Origin of the sequence: Neptunicoccus cionae, assembly GCF_014643735.1 — a bacterium.
In the GTDB taxonomy this organism is placed as follows: domain Bacteria; phylum Pseudomonadota; class Alphaproteobacteria; order Rhodobacterales; family Rhodobacteraceae; genus Amylibacter; species Amylibacter cionae.
This window is the reverse complement of the sequence record NZ_BMKA01000004.1, coordinates 202,825-224,773: the sequence shown is the minus strand read 5'-3', so window position 1 is coordinate 224,773 and position 21,949 is coordinate 202,825. Positions and strand designations below refer to the sequence as shown.

20 protein-coding genes are annotated in these 21,949 nt (G+C 55.9%); 7 read left to right on the top strand and 13 right to left on the bottom strand.

Going from position 1 to position 21,949, the window contains the following annotated elements:
• The 5 genes from IEX10_RS15015 to IEX10_RS14995 form a co-directional block, all read right to left on the bottom strand.
• Entirely contained in the window at positions 1 to 1,050 is a 1,050-nt protein-coding gene (locus IEX10_RS15015) for an ABC transporter permease (RefSeq protein WP_188677055.1), read from the bottom strand.
• The gene (locus tag IEX10_RS15010; RefSeq protein WP_188677052.1) at positions 1,040 to 2,596 is read right to left on the bottom strand and encodes an ABC transporter ATP-binding protein; all 1,557 of its coding nucleotides are present in this window, start codon (positions 2,594 to 2,596) and stop codon (positions 1,040 to 1,042) included. The genes IEX10_RS15015 and IEX10_RS15010 overlap by 11 nt, the downstream gene beginning before the upstream one ends.
• A 4-nt stretch (positions 2,597 to 2,600) precedes the next feature.
• Positions 2,601 to 3,599, bottom strand: a complete 999-nt coding sequence (locus IEX10_RS15005; protein WP_188677387.1) for a BMP family protein — start codon at positions 3,597 to 3,599, stop codon at positions 2,601 to 2,603.
• Between the two features lie 398 nt (positions 3,600 to 3,997).
• Positions 3,998 to 5,050, bottom strand: coding sequence for a ParB/RepB/Spo0J family partition protein (locus IEX10_RS15000; RefSeq protein ID WP_188677049.1), 1,053 nt, complete (start codon positions 5,048 to 5,050; stop codon positions 3,998 to 4,000).
• Positions 5,050 to 6,357 carry an AAA family ATPase gene (locus IEX10_RS14995; protein ID WP_188677046.1) on the bottom strand — a complete coding sequence of 436 codons (1,308 nt, stop codon included), beginning with the start codon at positions 6,355 to 6,357 and terminating at the stop codon, positions 5,050 to 5,052. The genes IEX10_RS15000 and IEX10_RS14995 overlap by 1 nt, the downstream gene beginning before the upstream one ends.
• 394 nt (positions 6,358 to 6,751) lie before the next feature.
• Here IEX10_RS14995 and IEX10_RS14990 point away from each other — a divergent pair, with 394 nt between their 5' ends.
• The gene (locus tag IEX10_RS14990; RefSeq protein ID WP_188677044.1) at positions 6,752 to 7,453 is read left to right on the top strand and encodes a DnaA N-terminal domain-containing protein; all 702 of its coding nucleotides are present in this window, start codon (positions 6,752 to 6,754) and stop codon (positions 7,451 to 7,453) included.
• A gap of 268 nt (positions 7,454 to 7,721) precedes the next feature.
• Here the strand turns inward: IEX10_RS14990 and IEX10_RS14985 are convergent, their stop codons facing one another.
• A complete protein-coding gene (locus IEX10_RS14985) occupies positions 7,722 to 8,831 on the bottom strand; it encodes a Do family serine endopeptidase (RefSeq protein WP_188677041.1) in 1,110 nt (369 codons plus the stop codon).
• Positions 8,832 to 9,009: 178 nt separating this feature from the next.
• On the opposite strand from IEX10_RS14985, the gene IEX10_RS14980 reads away from it, so the two are divergent.
• Together IEX10_RS14980 and IEX10_RS14975 are read left to right on the top strand one after the other, a co-directional pair.
• Positions 9,010 to 9,684 carry a winged helix-turn-helix domain-containing protein gene (locus tag IEX10_RS14980; RefSeq protein ID WP_188677038.1) on the top strand — a complete coding sequence of 225 codons (675 nt, stop codon included), beginning with the start codon at positions 9,010 to 9,012 and terminating at the stop codon, positions 9,682 to 9,684.
• Positions 9,685 to 9,687: 3 nt separating this feature from the next.
• The gene (locus tag IEX10_RS14975) at positions 9,688 to 11,067 is read left to right on the top strand and encodes a HAMP domain-containing sensor histidine kinase (protein WP_188677035.1); all 1,380 of its coding nucleotides are present in this window, start codon (positions 9,688 to 9,690) and stop codon (positions 11,065 to 11,067) included.
• Here IEX10_RS14975 and IEX10_RS14970 read toward each other — a convergent pair.
• From IEX10_RS14970 to IEX10_RS14940, 7 genes are all read right to left on the bottom strand, one after another.
• Positions 11,057 to 11,839 (bottom strand): 3-hydroxybutyrate dehydrogenase, encoded by a 783-nt coding sequence (locus IEX10_RS14970; RefSeq protein WP_188677032.1) that lies wholly within the window; start codon positions 11,837 to 11,839, stop codon positions 11,057 to 11,059. The genes IEX10_RS14975 and IEX10_RS14970 overlap by 11 nt on opposite strands.
• Positions 11,836 to 12,984 (bottom strand): patatin-like phospholipase family protein, encoded by a 1,149-nt coding sequence (locus IEX10_RS14965; RefSeq protein WP_188677029.1) that lies wholly within the window; start codon positions 12,982 to 12,984, stop codon positions 11,836 to 11,838. Before IEX10_RS14965 ends, IEX10_RS14970 begins: the two co-directional genes overlap by 4 nt.
• A 92-nt stretch (positions 12,985 to 13,076) precedes the next feature.
• Entirely contained in the window at positions 13,077 to 14,576 is a 1,500-nt protein-coding gene (locus IEX10_RS14960) for a class I adenylate-forming enzyme family protein (RefSeq protein WP_188677025.1), read from the bottom strand.
• Between the two features lie 4 nt (positions 14,577 to 14,580).
• Positions 14,581 to 15,753: an acetyl-CoA acetyltransferase gene (locus IEX10_RS14955; RefSeq protein WP_188677022.1), complete on the bottom strand. Its 1,173-nt coding sequence runs from the start codon at positions 15,751 to 15,753 to the stop codon at positions 14,581 to 14,583.
• Between the two features lie 221 nt (positions 15,754 to 15,974).
• Positions 15,975 to 16,757, bottom strand: a complete 783-nt coding sequence (locus IEX10_RS14950) for a dimethylarginine dimethylaminohydrolase family protein (protein WP_188677020.1) — start codon at positions 16,755 to 16,757, stop codon at positions 15,975 to 15,977.
• Complete coding sequence (locus tag IEX10_RS14945) at positions 16,754 to 17,941, bottom strand: pyridoxal phosphate-dependent aminotransferase (RefSeq protein ID WP_188677017.1); 1,188 nt, start codon at positions 17,939 to 17,941, stop codon at positions 16,754 to 16,756. The genes IEX10_RS14950 and IEX10_RS14945 overlap by 4 nt, the downstream gene beginning before the upstream one ends.
• Positions 17,942 to 17,944: 3 nt before the next feature.
• Entirely contained in the window at positions 17,945 to 18,625 is a 681-nt protein-coding gene (locus IEX10_RS14940) for a TetR/AcrR family transcriptional regulator (protein WP_188677014.1), read from the bottom strand.
• Between the two features lie 85 nt (positions 18,626 to 18,710).
• On the opposite strand from IEX10_RS14940, the gene IEX10_RS14935 reads away from it, so the two are divergent.
• The 4 genes from IEX10_RS14935 to IEX10_RS14920 are packed head-to-tail and all read left to right on the top strand — an operon-like array spanning position 18,711 to position 21,843.
• A complete protein-coding gene (locus tag IEX10_RS14935) occupies positions 18,711 to 19,511 on the top strand; it encodes an ABC transporter ATP-binding protein (protein WP_188677011.1) in 801 nt (266 codons plus the stop codon).
• 29 nt (positions 19,512 to 19,540) lie between these two features.
• A complete protein-coding gene (locus IEX10_RS14930; RefSeq protein WP_188677008.1) occupies positions 19,541 to 20,308 on the top strand; it encodes a transporter substrate-binding domain-containing protein in 768 nt (255 codons plus the stop codon).
• A gap of 51 nt (positions 20,309 to 20,359) precedes the next feature.
• A complete protein-coding gene (locus IEX10_RS14925; protein ID WP_373287542.1) occupies positions 20,360 to 21,076 on the top strand; it encodes an ABC transporter permease in 717 nt (238 codons plus the stop codon).
• Positions 21,073 to 21,843: an ABC transporter permease gene (locus IEX10_RS14920; protein WP_188677002.1), complete on the top strand. Its 771-nt coding sequence runs from the start codon at positions 21,073 to 21,075 to the stop codon at positions 21,841 to 21,843. Before IEX10_RS14925 ends, IEX10_RS14920 begins: the two co-directional genes overlap by 4 nt.
• Positions 21,844 to 21,949 lie beyond the last annotated feature (106 nt).

Sequence of the window (21,949 nt, the reverse complement as noted above, 5' to 3'; positions counted from 1 at the left end):
TCAGCCTCTCACCACGCGGAAACGGGTCAGCATAATCGCCAGCACCATCATCAAGAGCGCGCTCGCCAGCATGATATCAGCCAGATAGGTCGGCACATCGGCCGCGCGGCTCATGCTGTCGGCGCCTACAAAAATGCCAGCAACAAACAGGGCCGCCACAACGACCCCAAGCGGATTCAGCAGCGCCAGCATCGCAACGATAATTCCGGTGTAACCAAACCCCGGCGACAGATCGAGCGTCAGACTGCCCTTCAACCCCGCCACCTCGGAGAAACCGGCCAGCGCGGCAAGACCACCGGACAGGAGCGCGGTTTTCACCAGCACACGATTGACCGGAATACCAGCGAAAGCGGCCGCCTCTTTATTCAAACCAACCGCGCGCATTTCATAGCCGAGCGTACTGCGGGTCTGAATGATCCAGATCATCACCGCTGAAATCAGCGCCAGTCCAAATCCCCAATGCAATCGTAATCCGTCAACAATGCGGGGCAAGCGGGCGTCGGGTATCAAGCGCGCGGACTTGGGCCAGCCCATGCCCATCGGATCTTTAAGAGGACCTTCCAGCAGCATAGAAATGAACAGCAAAAAGATAAAGTTGAACAGCAACGTGGTGACAACTTCATCGACACCAAACCGCGTCTTGAGCAAAGCTGGCACCAACAGCACAATCGCACCCGCCAGTACCGCGAAAAGAATGAGCACTGGCAGGATCGCAAAGGCAGGCCACTGCAGGAACCCCGTGCCCAGCACCACTGTGACCAAGGCACCCGCGTAAAGCTGTGCCTCTGCCCCGATGTTCCAGAATTTAGCCCGAAACGCGATGGCCACCGCCAGCCCCGTAAAAATAAGGGGCGTTGCACGGTTCAAAGTCTCGAGCACTGCAAATTTAGACCCGAACGCCCCTTTCAGAATCAACCCGAAGACTGAAAACGGATTGGCACCGGCGGCCATCGCCAAAAGAGAAGCCACCAGAAAGGTCGCCGCCAGTGCAGCGGCGGGTAGACCCAGCTTGCGCAAAACCGTCGGGTTTTCAATCGGTTCAAGACGCATGGTGACCCCCTTCTTCGCGCACAGGTTCATCGAACCCCTGCCCCGCCATCCACAATCCCAGCTCTGCGGGCGTTTTTTCACCCCGCGCAAATGTCGGAGACAAGCGGCCTTCCGCTATCACATAAATAACATCGGCCAAACCCATGATTTCATCCAGATCTTCAGAGATCAGCAAGACCGCCGCACCGCGATTCCGTGCTTCCAGTAGTTGGGAGTGCACATAATTCACCGCCCCGATATCAAGCCCGCGCACCGGTTGGTTCGCTAGAATGATTTGCGGCGCTGCTTCAAGAACGCGCCCCAAGATCAGCTTTTGCATATTGCCCCCCGACAGCAGCCGGATTGTTGTATCCGGCCCCGGACAGCGCACGTCGTATTTTTCAATAATCTCGCTGGCAAACCTATGGGATTTTCGCCAGTCGAGCCACCCTCCCCTGCTGAAGGGGGCATCGTTGTACCGTTCAAGTATAGCATTTTCCGTCAGATCAAAATCTGCAATCGTTCCCGTTTTGTGCCGATCCTCGGGAATGCGAGCGATCCCGTTTTGCACTGCCGTGCGGGGTGTCCATTTGGTGATATCCTCCCCTGCCAGTGCCAGCGAACCATCTGCAGGTTTGCGCTGCCCGCCAACAATCTCCGCCATTGCTGCCTGCCCGTTGCCCGATACTCCGGCCAACCCAATGATCTGCCCAGATCGCAAAGCCAATGAGACAGACTTCAATCCGGGGGCATTACCAATATCGCGCGTTGTCACGTCACGCAATTCCATCAGCGTCGCGCCCGGATTGGCTGGGGCCACGGACGGGGGTGTGGCCTCTGCCCCCATCATCAACGCGGCGAGCGCTGTTTTGTCTGTGTCTTTGATCGCGACCCCGTCCACCATTTTACCGTGACGCAGGACCACCACGCGGTCAGCGATGGCCATAACCTCGTGGAGTTTGTGAGAGATAAATATAATCGAAAGACCGTTAGCAATCGCCTGTCTCAGCGTTGCAAACAGGTCGTCCGTTTCCTGCGGCGTTAATACCGCAGTCGGTTCATCCAGAATTAGAATGCGCACATCGCGGTAAAGCGCTTTGAGGATTTCCACACGCTGTCTTTCCCCAACGCTAAGACTACCGACTTTCGCATCCGGAGACACAGCCAGATGGAAACGTTCGGACAATTCCACAATCCGCTGGCGCGCCGCTTTTCGATCAAGCCGCCCACTGAACAAGGGTCTTGTGCCTAGGGTGATATTCTCTTGCACGGTCATATTGTCCGCCAGCGTAAAATGCTGGTGGACCATCCCCACACCAGCATCCAGCGCCGCACGGGGGTTGCCCGGCGGAAGTGTCTTGCCAAAGACAGAAACCGTCCCGTTATCAGCCGTATACTGACCGAAGAGAATGTTCATCAACGTGGTTTTACCGGCTCCGTTTTCACCAAGCAGCGCGACGACCTCACCCTTTGCCAGAGAAAAGCTGACCGCGTCGTTTGCGGTCAGCTCTCCAAAGCGTTTGGTGATCCCGTCGAGGCGCAAAACCTCTTCTGGGTGTGTACTCATGAGGTCAGGATGACTTTGGCTCGGCGTCGTTGATCTCTACCGTGTAAGCACCGGATTTGATCTCAGCTTCGCGCGACTTCACAAGGTCCATAGCTTCCGCAGGCACTTTGCCCTCGAACGTCCCGAGTGGTGCAAGGGTTGTCCCGCCTTCGCCCATGAAGGAATAGACACCGTAATCAGCCGCCTTAAAGCTGCCCGCTTGTACTTCGGCAATGGCTTTGTCGAGCGTTGGTTCAAAATGCCAGATCGCGGACGCCACAACCGTTTCGGGATATTCCGCCTGCGTATCAATCACGTTGCCGATTGCCAGCACGCCTTTTTCTTTGGCTGCATCCGACACGCCGAAGCGTTCTGCGTACAAAACATCAGCGCCGTTTTCGATCATTGCGAAGGCTGTTTCTTTCGCTTTGGGCGGATCAAACCAGCTGCCGATAAAGCTGACCTGAAATTTGATGTCAGGGTTCATTTCCTTAGCGCCAGCCATGAAAGCGTGCATCAGGCGGTTTACTTCGGGGATCGGGAATCCACCGACCAGACCGATGTTGCCGGATTCTGTCATGGAACCGGCAATGATACCGGACAGATAGGACGCATCCTGAATGTAGTTATCAAACACCGCAAAGTTCGGCAGCGCGGCGTCTTCCTTGAAACTGGACCCCATCAGGAAAGCCACATCAGGATATTCCGCCGCAACTTCTCGGGCTTCTTGTTCGGCGCCGAAAACTTCGCCAATGATCAGCTTGTTGCCAGCTTCGGCATATTCGCGCAACACGCGGGCGTAGTCTGTGTTGCTGACATTTTCCGAGAACGAGTAATCGATATCGCCCCGATCCTGCGCGGTCACAGCCGCTTTGTGGATCCGGCTGACCCACTGCTGTTCTACCGGAACCGTATAAACGCCGGCTGTTTTAATCGGCTCGGCGGCAAAAACGCGCCCTGCCCCGACTGTACCGATTAACAATGAAGTTGCTGCACTCGTCCCCAAGAAATGGCGACGGTTCATTTTATTTGTTATTTTCACGGTTTATCTCCCTCTGGATGGCAACATGTAACGATGAGTCTGACCAACAGGTCAAGATTTTTTGCAAGCCTGTGACGACGCCACGTGTTGAACTGGTGGCTTCTCTATAAAGAACAGAAGCTTAGCGCAAGTTTCGATGAACAGGCTGGAGGGCTCTTTCGGCGCGCCGGAGACCGGTTTGCCTAGAATCCGGCCTTACTGCGCCTTTTTGCGCCAAAAGATGGATGACATGGCAGCAAATTGGTTAAGTATCTGAAAAATAACAGAAAGGTTATTGAAATGTTGACAATATACCATGAAATGGCTTTTTTCACCATGAAGGCAAAGGAAAAGGGGTAACCCGCGGATTACCCCTCCTGCATAGTAACCCGCGGGTTACTTTATTCATCCAGCGCCGCATTAAAGGCGCGGATGGCACGTTCCAATTGATCCTTGGGGACGCCTGCAAAATCAACCCGCCCCACGATCCGGCACTCTCCGTTTCGGGCCGTGACTTTCAATTCACCGACATGAAATTCGAACTTCTCTTTCGGCTCGCTCTTGATGGTTTTTGTGGTGCCAACAGATTTTGCGCCGGAGACAAATCCCGCCAATACCACCGCCTGCGCATCACGGTTCGCACAATTCGCGAGCGATTGGCGAAGCGCTGCAACATCGCCCTGCCCCGACTTCAACGCCCGCGCCACCTCTGCTCCGAGGTTGCGAGAAATGTCTTTTGGCCATTGAAGCGCGTCGCCAAGCGTTGTCAGCAGGTAAACAAAACTGCGAATATAAGAGCGCTTCATTTTATGAAGCGACGCATACAATCGCCCAACCAGCGCGTCAGGATCACTGCCGTCAACCTGATCATCCTGCGCCGCCGCGATAACAACTTGTGCCATCTCGGCAAAAGTCAGATCTTCACGGACCACGTTTTCTTCGACCATATCTATATAGCGCGTGATTCGATCATCTTCCGCACGATCCACCCGCGCCAAAATAGTTTCGAATTGGGCGTCGCCGGTTTCTTCCAGAAGTTGGGACAGTGCGGTAAACCTGCGCCAACCCTTCTTAAGTTGATATCCGCCATTAGCACCTAGAAAAACCTCAATAGGTTCCTTTTGCCCACGCTCCCGAATGGAGGCTTTTAGTTCATCCATCTCGGCGGATACAGCAACCGCTTCCAGTTCAAGCCGGTCCCGTGGCAATTCATCAGTTGAAATTTCCGACAGAGCTAAGGCCTGCAACACGCGCCCTTGTTCAGCAGCTTCGCGAAATTCCTTGGCGTCTCGTGCGTTCAAACGGCGCTGCTCAACCTTAGCTTCGGTGGTTTCCTGCAAACTATCCGCCGCTTCGCGCACCGCTGCGCCCATTGGACCAACGCTGCGTGATCTGCGGGACACGGGGCCCGTGGTATCCAAAGGGCCAAACCCGAATTTGTTCTTTGATGACATTACTTCGCTCCCTCACTGCTGTTTCTCTTGTCCCAAGCGTCGAGCACAGTTCCCAGAAACTCGCCGTAGGCCCGATCAAAACTGTGTCGCGCCCGCTTCCACGTTTCGCGCGTCATGTGGCGATAGTCCTGTTCATAGACAGACATCTGAAACCGTCCCGACTGTTCGACCGCACGGGTCATCTCAATCGGGTTCTGGCAAACATCCGCGCCAAAGACATTTCGGAAGGCATCCATCATGGCAGCATGCAGCGGATTGGTGTTTTCAAATCGCGTCATCAAAACGCGGATATCAGCAAAAGCTTTGGGCAGAGTGATCCCCGCATCCTCCGCCAAGGCGCCAAACCCGTCAGAAATATCTGCCATCGCATCCCCAAGCTGTCCCAGGTAGCTGGTTGTACTGTCGTATTCCCAATAGCCCGGACCGGATGGGATATACAGAATGTCCGCTGCAAACGCGGCGTTTAAGGATTGGTATCCGATCGCTGGCGGGCAATCAAAAATGATGATGTCATATTGATCGTCGGGCAGTTCATCCAGATAACGGGCCATGCACCCGAAGAAGCTCCAGGCTTTGTGCAGGGCACGGTATTGCGCAGATGCAAATTCAACAAAGGCCGCGTTGGCGCAGGACGGGATAATATCAATCGTCGGCCAGCAGGTAGGCTGGATAAAATCCTGAACCCGTTGCGCACCGATAGAACGCACATCATCAGGCAATTCTTCCGAAGAAGGGTAGGGGCAGTCGTCGGGATCGTCGTAGCTTTCAATGATGCGATCTGCCTCGCGGCAGAGATCACGACACATGATGCCCCAGACGGTGTTCCACTCCTTAACTTCGGTCAGCCCCATTGAGTGGGTCAATGTTGCTTGAGGATCGAAATCCACGCAAAGCACGCGATACCCGTCCAGTGCTGCGGCATTGGCAAGATGCTGGGCCACGACAGTTTTCCCGACACCCCCTTTAAAGTTCGATACAGCGGCCCGCATCGCGCGACCTTTCGGGCGCTTTGGAAGAAGCGTCTTGCCGCGGAACTTTGCACGGCGGCGCAGCTCGTTAATTTCTTCAAGGGAAAACCACCGCTGACGGCCGTCCTCTTCCGTGACCCCTTGGGGCAGGGAGGGGTCATCCATCAACTTTTTACGCAACGTGTCGGCTGACACATCGAACATAAACTGGCTAATCTCCCATATAGAGAAAGGACGGAGAGTTTTCACTTCTCCGGGGGAAAAGGTTGAACGTCTCACCGCTGCCTGTTGGGCGAGACTGCGTTCATTCATCTGTTGTAGGTCTTTATGATTGCGCATTGCTCTACTCTTGTTTTTGCCACATAGATGTTGAATAACGGGAATTGACAGAAAGAGCAAAAGCGAATTTTGGATATTTTCCTGTAATTCCCCGATTCGGGTGAAAAACAGGAAAATTGGACGGGATCGCAGGATAGAGCGAAAAATATGGGGACAGCTTCGCAGTAATATTGGCAAATAGGGTGACACCAACGGCCCGATAAGGTGACACTCTAGATGTCCCCCTTAACCAATAAACCTTATCTATTCCTCTTTTCTAAGATTTATTTGGGTTTTCCCGATATTTCAAAGCGATTGACAAATAACGGGATTTCGTGCCTTCTCCAGATGCAGACAGAATCGACACCAAAAAAAAGTCGATCGCACCAGAGGCAGACAGTATGACAGGCGAACTATGGAACCCAAGCGACTAACCGGCCCCGAAGCCGGGGCGCTTAAATATGACATTCTCACAGCTCTGACCCTAATCGGGTTGAACGGCACCGCAACCCAGCAAATGACCGTTCTTAGACTTACTGCGTTGGTAACAGCGCGGTATAACTGGCGGGCGAACGAACTGTCAGTTGGTCAGCGGGATATGGCGCGTATGTGGGCCGTAAATGAGCGAACGGTAAAACGGGAAATCAAGCGATTGCTCGATTGTAATATCCTGACCTGTAAACGGCAGGGTGTTCGGGGCAGGGTAGGGGCCTATGTGTTGAACCTCGCTGCTATCGCGAAATTGTCGGCGGATCAGTGGGAAACCATCGGCCCCGATTTTTCGGAGCGTATGGCAGGTTACTTTCCGCATCGCACAGAGAACGTGGTTAAGATAGATTTCGGGACCGCAACGGTGCCGTCCTCCGAACCCGATTCCAGAACAGAGGGCGAAGGCACATGGCGTGCCGTCCAACGAACGTTGCAGGCCAAAGACGAAGCGATTTTCAAGAACTGGTACTCCCGCCTAAGCCTCAAGGCTTGCAAAGACCGCAAAGCGGAGGTTCTGGCTCCGAGCCGGTTTGTAGCGAACTACATTCAAACACATCTTTTCAATGAGCTGCACCACGCTTTGGAGCAGGAATACGGTGTACTCGATGAGATAAAGATCACTGTGTGACGCTTTGAGCGGGTAAACCCTTCAAGGCCCGGCGGTTATCGTCGTAAAAATTGCTTAAAAGCGCCCTCGTTGACCAATTGTAAATGGATTCTATGCAAAGAGGCACAATATAAACAAGGCTTAAATAACTGTGATAAAACGTGAACACCGGCACCTGTTGGTGCCGGTGTCCGTAGCCCTAATACCCGCCTGTTTGGGGCAAGCATGGTAGAAGGGGTGCCGTAAAGGACAGGCTGACTGCAGACCATCCGAGTACGGCAATCTTTGATCAAGCGTCCTGTTTAGGCAGTTGGCCGAGTTGAACGTCAACAGTCAGTTCGCTTCCTTTGCGCAAAACAGTGACTGTCTGCTCACTGTCAGGCTGGGCGCCAGCGACCGCACGGGGCAGATCGCGAAGGGTTGCGATCTCTTTACCGGCGAAGGACATAACGATGTCACCAGCCTTCAATCCTGCCTTGTCAGCAGGGCTGTCAGCCTGAACTGCCTCAATAACTGCGCCTTTCGGGGCGTCATACCCAAGGACTGCCGCAACTTCATCGCTCATCGGACGGATCTGAACACCAAGCCAACCACGATCTATGGTGCCATCTTCCGCCAAGTCGGCCACGATTGTTTTCACCATATCTGCGGGAACCGCAAATCCGATGCCGACCGATCCGCCGTCCGGCGAGAAGATCGCGGTGTTTACCCCGATCACTTCACCGTCCGCATTAAACAAGGGGCCGCCGGAATTGCCCCGATTGATTGCTGCATCTGTCTGGATGTAATTGTCAAAAGGTCCCGATCTGATATCTCGGGATTTAGCCGAGATGATGCCAGTAGTCACTGTGCCACCCAACCCGAACGGATTGCCGACAGCAATCGCTTCATCGCCAACACGGATGTCCTCAGAGCTGCCGAATTTCACAACCGGCAATTCAACGTCGGCTTTAATCCGCAGCAACGCGATATCGGTGAGCGGATCGCTTCCAACAACAGTGGCGGTGAAGCTTCGTCCATCGGCCATCTTTACTTTCACTTCATCAGCGTCGGCTACAACATGATGGTTGGTCACGATGTCACCATCGGCGCTGATGATAAAGCCTGAGCCGAGACCCGTTTTAGGGGCGCTTTGCGGGGGGACGGGCATCTGGCGGCCGTACCGGTTCTGGAACTGCTGAAGAAGTTTGCTGTCAGCAGAAGCCGGCATGGCTTTTTGGGTAACTTCGATGAAAACCACGCTCGGGCTAACGGTTTCAACCAGATCGCCATAGCCTCCTGCGGGGACTGCAAGGGCTGCGCCCGGGGACAGGGCCATTGCGCCGCCCGTGGCAATGGTTGCAGCCATCAGGGCTGCTGTCAGGGTTTTGCGGGGTTTGGATAAATAGGTCGGTGTCATGTGATACTCTCCGTAGTCTTGTCTCTGTTCAAAGGAGATGGGGCATGTAACTAAGGATGACTTTGCAGTTGCTATACAAATTTGTAATCTTTGCAGAAGGGCTCTCTGCGCTAGGCTCTATCGGTGTTACAGCAGCACAACCGCTTGCGCTGTGGCGTGGATTATACGGGAAGGCCGGATGAAAATTCTTGTGATCGAAGATGATAAAACCACCGGTGATTATGTCGCCCACGGTTTGCGCGAAGAAGGCCACACCGTTGATCTGGTAGAAAACGGTCGCGACGGGTTAATCCGGGCGAGCACGGCGGATTTTGATATTCTGGTGATCGACCGGATGCTGCCTGATCTGGACGGGCTGTCCATTGTTAAAACCCTGCGCGGAGCAAAGAACCTGACGCCGGTTCTATTCCTGACCTCGCTTGGCGGGGTGGATGACCGGATCGACGGGTTGAACGCGGGGGCGGATGATTATCTGATCAAACCCTTCGCCTTCGGAGAGCTGTCCGCACGGGTTGCAGCACTGGCACGTCGACCGAAGATGGCCGCACAGGAAGATACACTTTACGCGGGCGATCTGACGATGGATCTGATCCGGCGCAAAGTCACACGCGGAGATGTCGAGATCGACCTTCTCCCACGGGAGTTCGCCTTGCTGGAACACCTGCTGCGGCGCAAGAACCGCGTTCAAACCCGAACCATGCTGCTGGAGTCGGTGTGGGATATCAGCTTTGATCCCCAGACCAATGTGGTGGAAACCCATATCAGCCGCTTGCGAGCCAAGGTGGATAAACCCTTCGACACAGAGTTGATCAAAACCGTGCGTGGTGCGGGCTACCGGATTGAGGCCCCTTGATTTATGGCTGAACGCGCGCCCCGATATATCAGCCTTTTGCAATCCTCCCCGCTGCGTCTGACCGTCGGGCTGATCACCATGTTTGCGTTGGTTAGCCTGCTCAGCCTCGGGGCGGCCTATCTGGTTATCCGCGATTCCATGCAACAAGCGATGCAATCGGATTTGACGCAGGAATTTGCGGGGTTCCAAGCCGCCCCGACCGCGGGTGCTGTGGCTGCACTGGTGAAAGCCGAAGCCGCCGTCACCCGATCTGATCGCCGTATCCTCAGCTATTCTGCGCCAGACGGGCGGCACTATGGCAACGGCTATGTTGCGTTGACGGGGGACGGGTTTCGCGTGCTGTCAATTTCAAAAGACGATGACCTGTCAGAACTGACCTATCTGGCGGTCAGCCGCCCGCTTTACGGGGGCAAATTGACCATCGCCATCAGTCGCGCACAGATTGATAACCTGAGCGATTTTTTCATTAACATTCTGTTGTTGAGCGTGCTGCCAACAACCGCTATCGGTCTGACTGCGGGGCTGGTTCTGGCGCGGCGCACGGCGCGTCGGATCAGGGCGATCGGGGATACGCTGGACAAAATGGCAGGCGGGGACCTTGGGGCGCGGGTGCCAAAACTGTCGGGGCGCACCGATGACCTGTCGTCCATTGCGACCCATGTGGACCGGATGGGACAGGCGCAGCAGTCTTCCGTGGCAGCCCTAAAACAGGTGTCTGCCGATATAGCCCACGATCTGAAAACCCCGATTCAGCGGGTCGCGGTGATGCTGAACCAAGCGCGCGAGATGCCGGACCTGCCGCCGGAACTGGAGGATCTGATGCACCGCGCGGGACAGGAAACCGAAGGGATCGTCGCGACCTTTCAGTCCTTACTACAGATCGCACAGATCGAGGGAGGCAGCCCGAAGTCCCGTTTTGCCCCCGTCGATCTGGCCAAACTGGCGGCAACTTTGGTCGAAGTCTATGAACCCTCTGCGGAGGAAACTGGCCATCATCTGACGATAGAGGCACCAGCAGATCACAGGTTTGAGGTGATGGGCGACAAGGCTTTGTTAGGTCAGGTGCTTGCCAATCTGATTGAAAACGCCCTGCGCCACACGCCAGAAGGCACGCCCGTTAATATCCGGCTGGAGCGGTCCGAAGCAGACATCGTGCTGAGCGTGGCCGACAAGGGTCCGGGCATCCCGGAGCAAGAACGCGACAACGTGTTGCGCCGCCTCTATCGGCTGGAACAAAGCCGCACCACGTCGGGCAGCGGTCTTGGGCTTAGCCTTGTGTCGGTCATCGCAGATTTGCACGAGGCCCGCCTGACGCTATCGTCAAACGAGCCGGGTTTGCGGGTTAGCCTGCGGTTTGCGTCGGCTCCTTCGGCTATTCCATAAACCAGCCGTGGCTGACCACCAGCGACTGTCCGGTCAGCGCGTTGGTGGGGAAGGCGGCGAACATATGCGCCACTTCGGCCACGTCTTCCACGGTGGTAAATTCCTGATCCACTGTTTTGCCCAGCATAACTGTTTTGATCACTTCTTCTTCGGAAATACCCAGCTCTTTGGCTTGCTCGGGGATCTGTTTTTCCACCAGCGGCGTTTTCACAAAACCCGGACAGATCACATTGGAGCGCACCCCGTGGGCAGCACCTTCCTTGGCAATCACACGGGACAGCCCCAGCAATCCGTGCTTCGCGGTCACATAAGCAGATTTCAGCGGCGAGGCTTCTTTGGAATGCACCGACCCCATCAGAATGACCGATCCGCCCCCAGCTTTATACATGTGGGGCAGGCAGGCTTTGGTGGTCAGGAACGCCCCGTCCAGATGGATCGCCAGCATTTTCTTCCAAGCGGAATAGGGGAAATCCTCTACCTTGTGGACAATTTGAACACCTGCGTTGGACACCAGAACATCAATCTGCCCCCAAGTGTCGATCACTTCGGCCACGCCGGCGTTTACGGCGTCTTCATCGGTAACATCCATTGCAACGCCGATCGCCTCGCCGGGGTATTCACCGCTTAGCCGCGACGCGGTGTCTTTGGCGGCATCAAGGTCCAGATCCGCAATAACAACTTTCGCGCCGTCTTCCATGTAACGCCGTGCAATAGATTCCCCGATCCCTCTGGCAGAGCCGGTAATAATGCAAACTTTGTCTTTAAGGTTCATTTCGCTTCCTCTGCGGTCCTGTTTCTATTCCATCTGTCCCCTGCAAGATCGTAAATACCGATCCGCCCTTCGGACTTGTGGCGATTTTCCCAATCCGGATGGGTCAGGGTTTCCATCACATCTTCGCGTCCTGCGGCCCAACGGTCCAGCATTGAATTGCGCGAAAACTCGTAATCTTTGGAGCCGCCTTCGTATCGGGCCTGTCGGTAAATCAGGTGTACGATTGCGATATCCGGTTCGTCTTCCTCACACAACAGCGCGCGGGCATCGGGATCGTTTTGCAGCTCTTTGGGCAGTTTTCTGAACAACCTGTCCGCTGCTTCGCGCTGCTGGTGCAGCCGTTTCATCATTTCGGTGTTGAAACGTGTACGGCTGGAGTACCGGATATCCTTAACGCGGGATTCAATATCCCAGACCGATTGCGGCACGGGGCCACGTGCGTTGAACAGGTCGATCTGAAAGATACACAACTCGTCGCTGTCACCGGGATGGTCGAGCACGTATTTCAGCGGCGTATTGGACACCAGTCCACCATCCCAGTAAAACTCACCCTCGATCTCCACCGCTGGAAATCCCGGCGGCAGGGCGCCGCTGGCCATAACATGTTCGGGGCGAATGGTTTCGCGGGCGCTGTCAAACCACGTCATGTTGCCCGTGGCCACATTAACCGCACCGATGCTCAGACGGGTTGGACCGTTGTTCAGCCGGTCGAAATCCACCAGCTCCAACAGTGTCTCGCGCAACTCCGAAGTGTCGTAATAGCTGTCCGCACCGTGCTGTCCGGGCAAACGCATCGGGGCAGGGGGAATGCGGGGTTGGAAGAAACCGGGCGCGCCTGACGTCATGGTCGCCGCTGCGCTGATGTTGTTGAAAACAGTCAGGGCGGTGTTAAATTTCAGCGGCGTCAGACAGGCAGTGTTCGCCGTGATCCGTGTCCAGAACGCCCGCAATTGATCAACACAGGTTTCCGGCGGATTGCCTGCGATAATCGCTGCGTTAATCGCGCCGATGGAAATGCCTGCAACCCAATCGGGATGGTGCCCGCGCGCGTCCAGTTCCTCTACCGCGCCCGCTTGATAAGATCCAAGCGCACCGCCGCCCTGCAGAACTAGAACGGTCTTTTCTGTGTCTGTCTCTCTGGTCATCTCTTCGCCTTCTTTGACCACATCTAGGCCGGATCAGGCCGAATGCGAAGGGAAAGCTGTTTCACCTTTGCGCGATTGCCCCGATTAGACGGTCACAAGCGTTGCCGGAGTTCTGTTTTCAACACTTTGCCGTAGCTGTTTTTTGGCAGAGCATTCACGATTTCATAGCGTTTCGGCTTTTTAAAGGACGCAATCTGCGCCTTACACCATTGATCGAGTTCTTCCGTGTCACGGTTTTTGCCATGCTCGAATACGATAAAGGCGACGACGATCTCGCCCCATTCGTCATCTGTGGCACCTACGACAGAAACCTCAAACACATCCGGATGGCCGAGCAGAACTTCTTCAACTTCGCGGGGATAAATATTGCTACCGCCCGAGATGATTACATCCTTGGACCGATCTGTCAGGGTCAGAAACCCGTCATCATCAAGCCTGCCCATGTCACCGGTTTTCAGCCAACCCTCGTGCAGGGTTTTGCGGGTCGCTTCCTCATTGTCCCAATACCCCGCCATAACACTATCGCCCCGCAGGATGATCTCGCCGGTTTCACCGCAGGGCAGATCGTTCATGGCTTCATCAACAACGCGCAAGCTGACGCAGGATTGGGCAAAACCGACTGACATTCGCCGCGCCTTTGCATCCGGATGGGTGCGGTCCGCCACCAAATCACGGGGCAGGGCGGTGATGGTCATCGGGCTTTCACCCTGTCCGTAAATCTGCACGAACTTTGGCCCAAGGACGTCTAACGCCTGATCTATATCCGCCAGATACATTGGCCCGCCACCGTATATTATTGTACGGTTACCCGTGCCATCATACCCTTCGGCTTTGGCGTGTTCCACCAGCCGTTTGATCATGGTCGGGGCTGCAAAGAACACAAGATTTCCAAAACGCTGCCCGAGTGTCGCGATTTCCGCAGGGTCGAACCCTTGGGAGGGCGGGATCAGATGACAGGCACCGGCGCGCACAAATTGAAAGTTATAAAGCCCCGCGCCGTGGGACATGGGCGCTGCATAAAGGGAAACGTCGTCGGGGAAAACCTGATCCACATCAAGGGTATAGCTGCCCACCATCGCGTGGATGTTCTTATGGGTGATCATCACACCTTTCGGGCGCCCCGTGGTGCCAGAGGTGTAGAACAGCCACGCCACATCTTCCGGTTCAACGGGTTGTGGCGGCTGGTATCTGTCACGGGGCAACGTGCGAAAGGCATCAAGGCCTAACTCGGGGCAGGGGAGGGGAACCTCGTCCCCAAATTCCGCGCCGGTTTCGGTAACCGCCAGCGATGCCTTTGCGTTTTTAATGATCCAAGCCGCTTCCCGCGGGTGGAGTTTATGATTTATCGGCACGATCACTGCGCCGATCCACAGGACACCGTAAAGGATTTCCAGATACTCGGCACAATTTCTGGTAAAAAGGGCAACGCGGTCGCCCTTTTGGATGTTGTAATGCGTTGCAAGATGCTGGCCGATGGCACAGCTTTGCGCTGCGAATTCTTCGTAAGTAGCGTGTAAAACCTCGCCCAAAAGGATTGCAGGGCGCGTGGGGCGGGCCCGCGCAGTCTGGTGCAACCAATGGGCGAGGTTCATGGCATCACGCTTTTACAGTTTCCAGTACAGAGACGTAATTGGCCACACCGGACCCGCCCATGTTAAAGACCAGACCAAGGTTTGCCCCCTCCTTCTGGATGCCGCCCGCCTGCCCCGTCACCTGACGAAAGGCCAGCGCGTGCATGGATACACCGGTCGCGCCGACAGGGTGGCCCTTGGCCTTCAGCCCGCCAGACAGGTTCACCGGCAAAGCGCCGTCTTTCAGTACAGTGCCGTCCTCCAGAGCCCGAGCGCCCTGACCCTTTTCGGTCAGGCCCATTGCTTCGTAGGTGAGCAGCTCGGCGATGGTGAAACAGTCATGCACTTCGGCAAAGTCGATGTCTTTCACGGTCGTGCCGGATTCTGCAAAGGCGTTCTGAAACGCACGCTCCGGTCCCTCAAACTTCAGGAAGTCGCGCGAAGACATGGGCAGCGTGTCGCTGACATGGGCCGCCGCGCGGAAACCGGCAGCCTTTGGGAAGTTCACAGCGTTTTCGCCGGTGGTCAGGACAACAGCCGCCGCCCCGTCCGTCACCAGCGAACAGTCAGTCAGACGCAGGGGCGGTGCGATTTCAGGGTTGCGGTTGGTGATCTGGCTGCAATCCTTAACGGTGAAGGGTTTTTGCATCTGCGCCAGCGGGTTATCCATCGCGTTCATATGGTTCTTAGAGGCAATCTGCGCCATCGCATCCAGTGGATTGTCGTATTGCTTGCCATAGGCCTTGGCCGCCAGCGCAAAGACCTGCGGAAAGCTTAGCCCCGCTTCGGTGGTGTCATTCTGATACCCCGCACCGGCCAGTGCCGTGGTGATATCTGCAGTTGGGCGGTGGGTCATCTTTTCAGCACCTACCACCAGAACGGTTTTCGCTTTTCCCGCCTTGATCGCATTCATCCCCGCATGGATCGCCGCCGAACCGGAGGCACAAGCGTTCTCCGCGCGCATCGCCGGTTTGAAGCGAAATTCGGGATAGGCCTGCATGATCAGCGAAGAGGCAAAGCCGTCACTCACCATACCGGAGTTAAAATGCCCCAGAAACAATGCGTCGATGTCACCCGGATCAACGCCCGCTTCCTCAATCGCTTCACGGGTGGCGGCGACGATCATATCCTCGAGATTTTCGTCAAGCCGGCCAAATTTCGTGTGGCCACTGCCGACGATGCAAATGTCATGTGTCATGGTTTTCTCCTCATTTGGCAGGACTATGGCAAGTTGGCTCCGCGGTGTCACTGGCAAAAAGGGGCGGTTTTTCCGGTGTGCCGCATGGTTACGCAGCTCCTTTGAGCCGCCGTAAACCTGTCACCTCGAAAAGGAAAAAGGCGTCATCGGATTGCTTTCATACATAATAGGCCGCCCTTAGCAAAAAGGACGGCCTGTCAGTTTTCCGATTTTTATTAACTTCAGAATCGCAGCGACAGGCAAGACATGCCGCCGTCAAGTTTTGCGCATTCCGCATTGTCGATCTGCACCACCTCAAAGCCCGCTTTATCGAGCATTTCTGCCGTTTCGGGGAATCCGTCGGGGCAAAGTACGAACTGGTTGAAACGGATGCTATTGGCGGCCGCTTCTTCCCCTTCGGCGGTGTGCAGAACACGGTAGCCTTCAAAACAACCTGAATCGTCCAGGCGCTTGGTAGAGAGAATAGTCTCTCCGTCCAGCAGCGAGCAATCGGTTTTGAAGTGCAGCACGCCAGGCGGGGTAAGGACCTCTCGCAGTTTGTGGCCCCATTCGCTGATGATGTTGCGCAGCTCTTCCACGCCTTGTTCATCTGTGCGATCCGAACGGCCCACCAGAACCTCGCGGCCTGTGACCAGAATATCGCCGCCTTCAATATGGCCGGGTCCTTCGATCCGGCGCACGTCGTCATAGACGCGGTGCAGGGTCGGGCTCATCTCCGCCACTTCCCCCATACGGCTGGGCGCACCGGGGCGCATCAGAACCGCGCCTTGGGGCAGGCACAGGGCCGTATCTTCCACGAAAACTGCATCGGGGAAATCTTCCAGCGGGGGCAGTTCGATCACCTCCGCGCCAGTCCTTTTCAAGGTCTCGACGTAATGGGCATGGGCCGCAAGCATCCGTTCGAGATCCGGTGTGCCGATGTCCTCGGCGCGCAAGCCTTCGGTGATGCTGGCGGCGGGTTTGCGGGTGATGGCGCGGGTAAATTCAAAGGTCGGGTCGGTCATACTGTTTCCATTTGCAAAGAATGTGCGTGCTTGATGATACGGTTGCAGGCCGTGTCAAAGGCGGCGTCATCCACCGTCAGAGCAACACGCACCCAGTCTTTCAGGGAGTCGCCAAAGGAACTGCCGGGCATGACTGCAACGTTGCCGTGTTCCAGCAGGTGTTTTGCATAGTCGAGCCCGCTCATGCCGGTGGAGGCCACATTGATCAGCGCGAACATACCCGCATTAGGGCGATGGACCACCAGATCGCTTTCGCCTGACAGCCGCTGCTCCAGAAGTGCGGCCCGTTTGGAGAAGCGTTCGCACATGCCCGCCGCCACAGTTGATCCGTCCCGCACGGCTTTTTCGGTCATATCCGCGATGAAGGGCTGGTTGCCGAACAACATGGTTTCCGCCAGCGGCAACAGCGCTGCGGTAAAGGCCTCCGGCCCCACAAGCCAGCCGCTGCGGAAACCGGGGGCGGCGTGGGATTTGGAGATAGAAGACGCCACAATCACACGGTCTGCCAGATCGGGGTAGGACAGCGGGGAGGTGAACGTGCTTCCGTCAAAAATCAGGTCCTCATAGACCTCATCCGAGATGATCCACAGATCATGTTTTTTCGCCAGCGCGCCGATTGCCTTAATGTCTTGGTCAGTAAGTATAGAGCCCGTCGGATTATGGGGCGTATTCAAGAAGATTGCGCGTGTTTTCGGCGTGATCCGGCTCTCGATATCGACAGCCTGCATGCGAAATCCGTTTTCGGGGCGCAGGGGAACCGGTACCATTGCGGCCCCGCTTGCGCGGATCACTCCTTCATAGGTGGCGTACATCGGATCGCCCACCAGAACCTCATCGCCGGTTTCTACGATGCCGGTGAAGATAGTATAAAGAGATGTCTGTGTCCCCGGAAAGCACATGATCTGATCGGGTGTGATCTCACGTCCGTTGCGTGTGCTGTAGCGTTCAGCCAGCGCGGCGCGAAGACCCGGTTCGCCCTCGCCGCTGGAATAGCCGGTGCGATGTTGGCCAAGCGCATCTACCGCTGCGGAAACGAGGACTTCGGGTGTCGGAACATCCGGCTCCCCGATGGTCAGTTCGATAATGTCCCGCCCCTGCGCGGACAGTTTGCGTGCAAGCGCATGGATTTCCCATTTCGCGCCGCCAAGCCCTGCAAGCCGGTCTGTGATTGCAGCAAGTTTCATGGCTCACCCTTCCTGAGTTGTAAGTAAATCTTGGTTCGTCTGTGTTGGCATGATCGGGGTCAGATTGAGCCCGATAATCGCCCCGACGGAACGCAGGCCGATGCGTGCCAGCTCTCCGGTTTCAAAGGCTTCGGGCAGTGCGCCGCCCTCCATCCACAGCCCGTCAATCACCGCGTTTGCCGCGATGGCCATGCGGCGTAAATCGTCTTTGGTCGCGGGCGTTCCGGCCTCTGACAGGGCGTCCGCGATCAGTGCTTCCAGCCGATTGCGAAAGTTGTAATAGGTGCGCTGGTGCATGGCACGCATATCATCGTCATTCCGCAAAGAGCTGATAAAGCTCGCCCAGAGCGTGACCGAACGGGTGTCCATCACCGGAGACGTCAGACCGGCGGCAACAAATGTACCAAGCCGGTGGCTTGCAGACACTTCGGGCGTGGCCACAGGAGTTGCTGTCAGTTCCGTCATCTGGTCCATGTGGAATTCATAGGCGGCTGCAATCAGCTCTTCCTTGCTGGAAAAGTAATGCCGGATCAGCCCTTGAGTCACGTCAGCCCTTTGGGCAATGGCCCGCACAGTGGCCCCGCCAATACCCTGTTCGGAAATCAGATCGAGGGCGGCATGGATCAGCGCCTCTTTCCGCTGGGCGGCGGATTCTCTTCTGAATTTCGGGCGGGATTCAGACACGGGGGCGCTTTCCTACAGTAATTATACGCTTGCATAATTACCCGAATCTTGCATTACTACAAGACAGGAATTGAGGGGGATACAAATGGGATTGGACGACAACCTCGCACAAGAGGCCGGCCAAAACACTGCGGACGAAGCCATCAAGGTCACGGATCTGCACAAATCCTTTGGTACGTTGGAAGTCCTCAAAGGCGTGTCCCTGACCGCCCAGAAAGGGGATGTCGTTGCTATTATCGGTGGCAGCGGTTCCGGTAAATCCACCCTGCTGCGTTGTATCAACTTTCTCGAAACGCCTACGTCCGGCACCATTACTGTCAGTGGTGAAGATGTAGAAATGCGCGCCGATGGCTCGCCCGCCAATCGCCGCCAGCTTGAACGCATCCGCACCCGTTTGGCGATGGTGTTTCAGGCGTTTAACCTGTGGACCCACCGCACCCTTCTGGAAAACGTGATAGAGGTTCCGGTCTATGTTCTGAAGATGCCCCGCGCCGAGGCGATCAAAAAGGCCAAGGTTCTGCTGGATCGGGTCGGGCTGGGTGATAAGGCCGAGACTTTTCCGTCGTTCCTATCCGGTGGCCAGCAACAGCGGGCCGCGATTGCCCGCGCACTGGCCGTGGATCCAAGCGTGATGCTGTTTGACGAACCGACCAGCGCCCTTGATCCCGAATTGGTGGGCGAGGTGCTGACCGTGATCCGCGATCTGGCCGCCGAGGGGCGGACCATGTTGCTTGTCACCCACGAAATGAAATTCGCCCGCGAAGTGGCGACACATATCATCTATCTGTACGAGGGCCGGATCGAGGAACAAGGCCCCCCCGACGCGGTTTTCGGCAATCCGAAATCCCCCCGACTACAGCAATTCTTAAAAACCGTAGGCTGGTAAACCGGCCCATTCAACAAGGAGACTATACTATGAAACTCAAGAATATCATCAAAGCGACAGTCGCAGCAGCGGTGCTGGGCGCAGGTGCTGCAACCGCAGATGAAGTTAAGATCGGCATCGCTGCCGAACCCTATCCCCCCTTTGCTTCGGTTGATGCCGCTGGCAACTGGAATGGCTGGGAAGTGGATGTGATCAACGCTGTTTGTGCAGCTGAGAAAATGGATTGTGTGATTACACCGGTTGCTTGGGACGGTATCATTCCATCCCTGACCAGTGGCACGATTGATGCGATCATGGCGTCCATGTCGATCACGGCAGAGCGGATGAAAACCATTGATTTCAGCGATCCTTACTACAACACACCAGCTGTTATTGTTGCTGATAAATCTATGGATATCGAACCTACTGCAGCTTCGCTGTCGGGTAAGATCATCGGCATTCAGGCTTCTACTATCCATCAGGCCTATGTGAACGAACACTTCAAGGATGCTGCTGAAATCCGCGTGTATCAAACACAGGACGAGGCCAATCAGGATCTGGTTGCGGGTCGCATCGACGCCACCCAAGCTGACAGCATCGCGATGGCGGATTTTGTGAATTCCGACAATGGCGGCTGCTGCGAGATCAAGGGCGCTGTTAAGGACGATCAGGCGATCCTTGGTAAAGGTGTTGGTGCCGGGGTGCGCAAAGGCGAAGATGCCCTGCGCGAGCAACTGAACGCAGGTATCAAGAAGATTTTGGATGACGGCACACACGCAGAAATCACTTCTAAATACTTCACGACCAGCATCTACTGATAAGACGCCGGTTTGGAAACTCTGTTAGATACGCTCGGTCTTGCACAGAGCATGGAACTGTTGTCGCTTTCGCCTCCGGGCTGGGGCGGCAACCTTCTACGCGGGCTGGTCAACTCTCTCCAAATCGCCCTAGGCGCATTTGGCATGGGGTTGGTGATCGGGCTCTTCGGAGCATATGGTAAACTTTATGGCGGGGTGGTCATCCGTGACCTCCTCGGCATTTATACGACTGTTATCAGGGCGGTGCCGGAACTGGTGCTGATCCTTATTCTTTATTACGTGGGCACCGATCTGATCAACAAAGCGTCCGAGGCGATGGGCTATGGCCGTGTTGAAATCAGCGGAGTCGTGGCCGGTATCTGGGTACTGGGTATCGTGCAGGGCGCGTATTCCACAGAAATTTTGCGCGGCGCTATTCAGGCCGTGCCCAAAGGCCAGATGGAGGCAGCGCGCGCCTACGGGATGCCCGCCTTTCTGGTTATGCGCCGCGTGACGATCCCTGCGATGATGTCTTTTGCGGTGCCCGGACTGGCGAACCTCTGGCTGATTGCGACCAAGGACACGGCCCTCCTGGCGATTGTCGGCTTTAGCGAACTGACCCTTGAAACAAAACAGGCCGCGGCCAGCACGCGTGCCTATTTCACCTTCTTTCTGGCGGCAGGTGCACTTTATCTTATTGTGACACTTCTTTCGGGGGTGGTGTTCGGGCGCATCGAGAAATGGGCGCGGCGCGGGCAGCCTTCATTGCGGACGGGGCAAAGCCGATGACCTTACGCGCCCTGTTCCAACCCCACCGCATCGTAATGATGGTGCTATTCGCAATCTTTGTGATCTGGTGTGCGATGTCCCTGCGTTGGGACTGGATACCGCAATACGCGCCGTTGGCTCTTGAAGGGCTTTGGCGCACGGTCTGGATTCTGGTTGTGACTTGTATTCTGGGATTCTTGCTGGCCATTCCACTGGGGCTGGCGCAGGCCATTGGCCCTTGGTATCTCGCCGTGCCGGCACGGGTGTTTTGCACCGTCATTCGCGGCACGCCGCTGCTGCTGCAAATCTGGCTGCTCTATTACGGGCTTGGTTCCTTGTTCCCGCAGATCCCGTGGATTCGCGGCAGCGATCTGTGGCCCTATCTGCGTCAGGCTTGGCCCTATGCGGTTCTTGCGTTGACCCTGTCTTACGCCGGTTATGAGGGCGAGGTTATGCGCGGCGCGTTCTCTAGCGTGAACAAAGGCCAGCTTGAGGCAGCCAACTCTTTCGGGATGCCCCGATTTACCATGTTCCGCCGCATCTGGCTGCCCCAAGCGATCCGCAACGTGCTGCCGACTTTAGGCGGTGAAACCATTCTCCAGCTGAAGGCGACACCGCTGGTCGCGACGATTACGGTGGTGGAAATCTATGCTGTTTCGTCCCGCGTGCGCTCTGACATGTTGATCGTTTATGAACCGCTTCTGCTGCTGGCGCTGTTCTATCTGATCATCGCTGGCATCATTACTTTGCTGTTCCGCAAGTTCGAAAATTCGGTCCCGACCCGTTAGCAGGGTCGCCGGCAAAAATCGTTGCATTTAAAACGACTCTTGATCGGCTTTGGCGAAACGGTTATTGCGATGCCAAGGCATTTTTGCTCTATGACTAGATGATAGC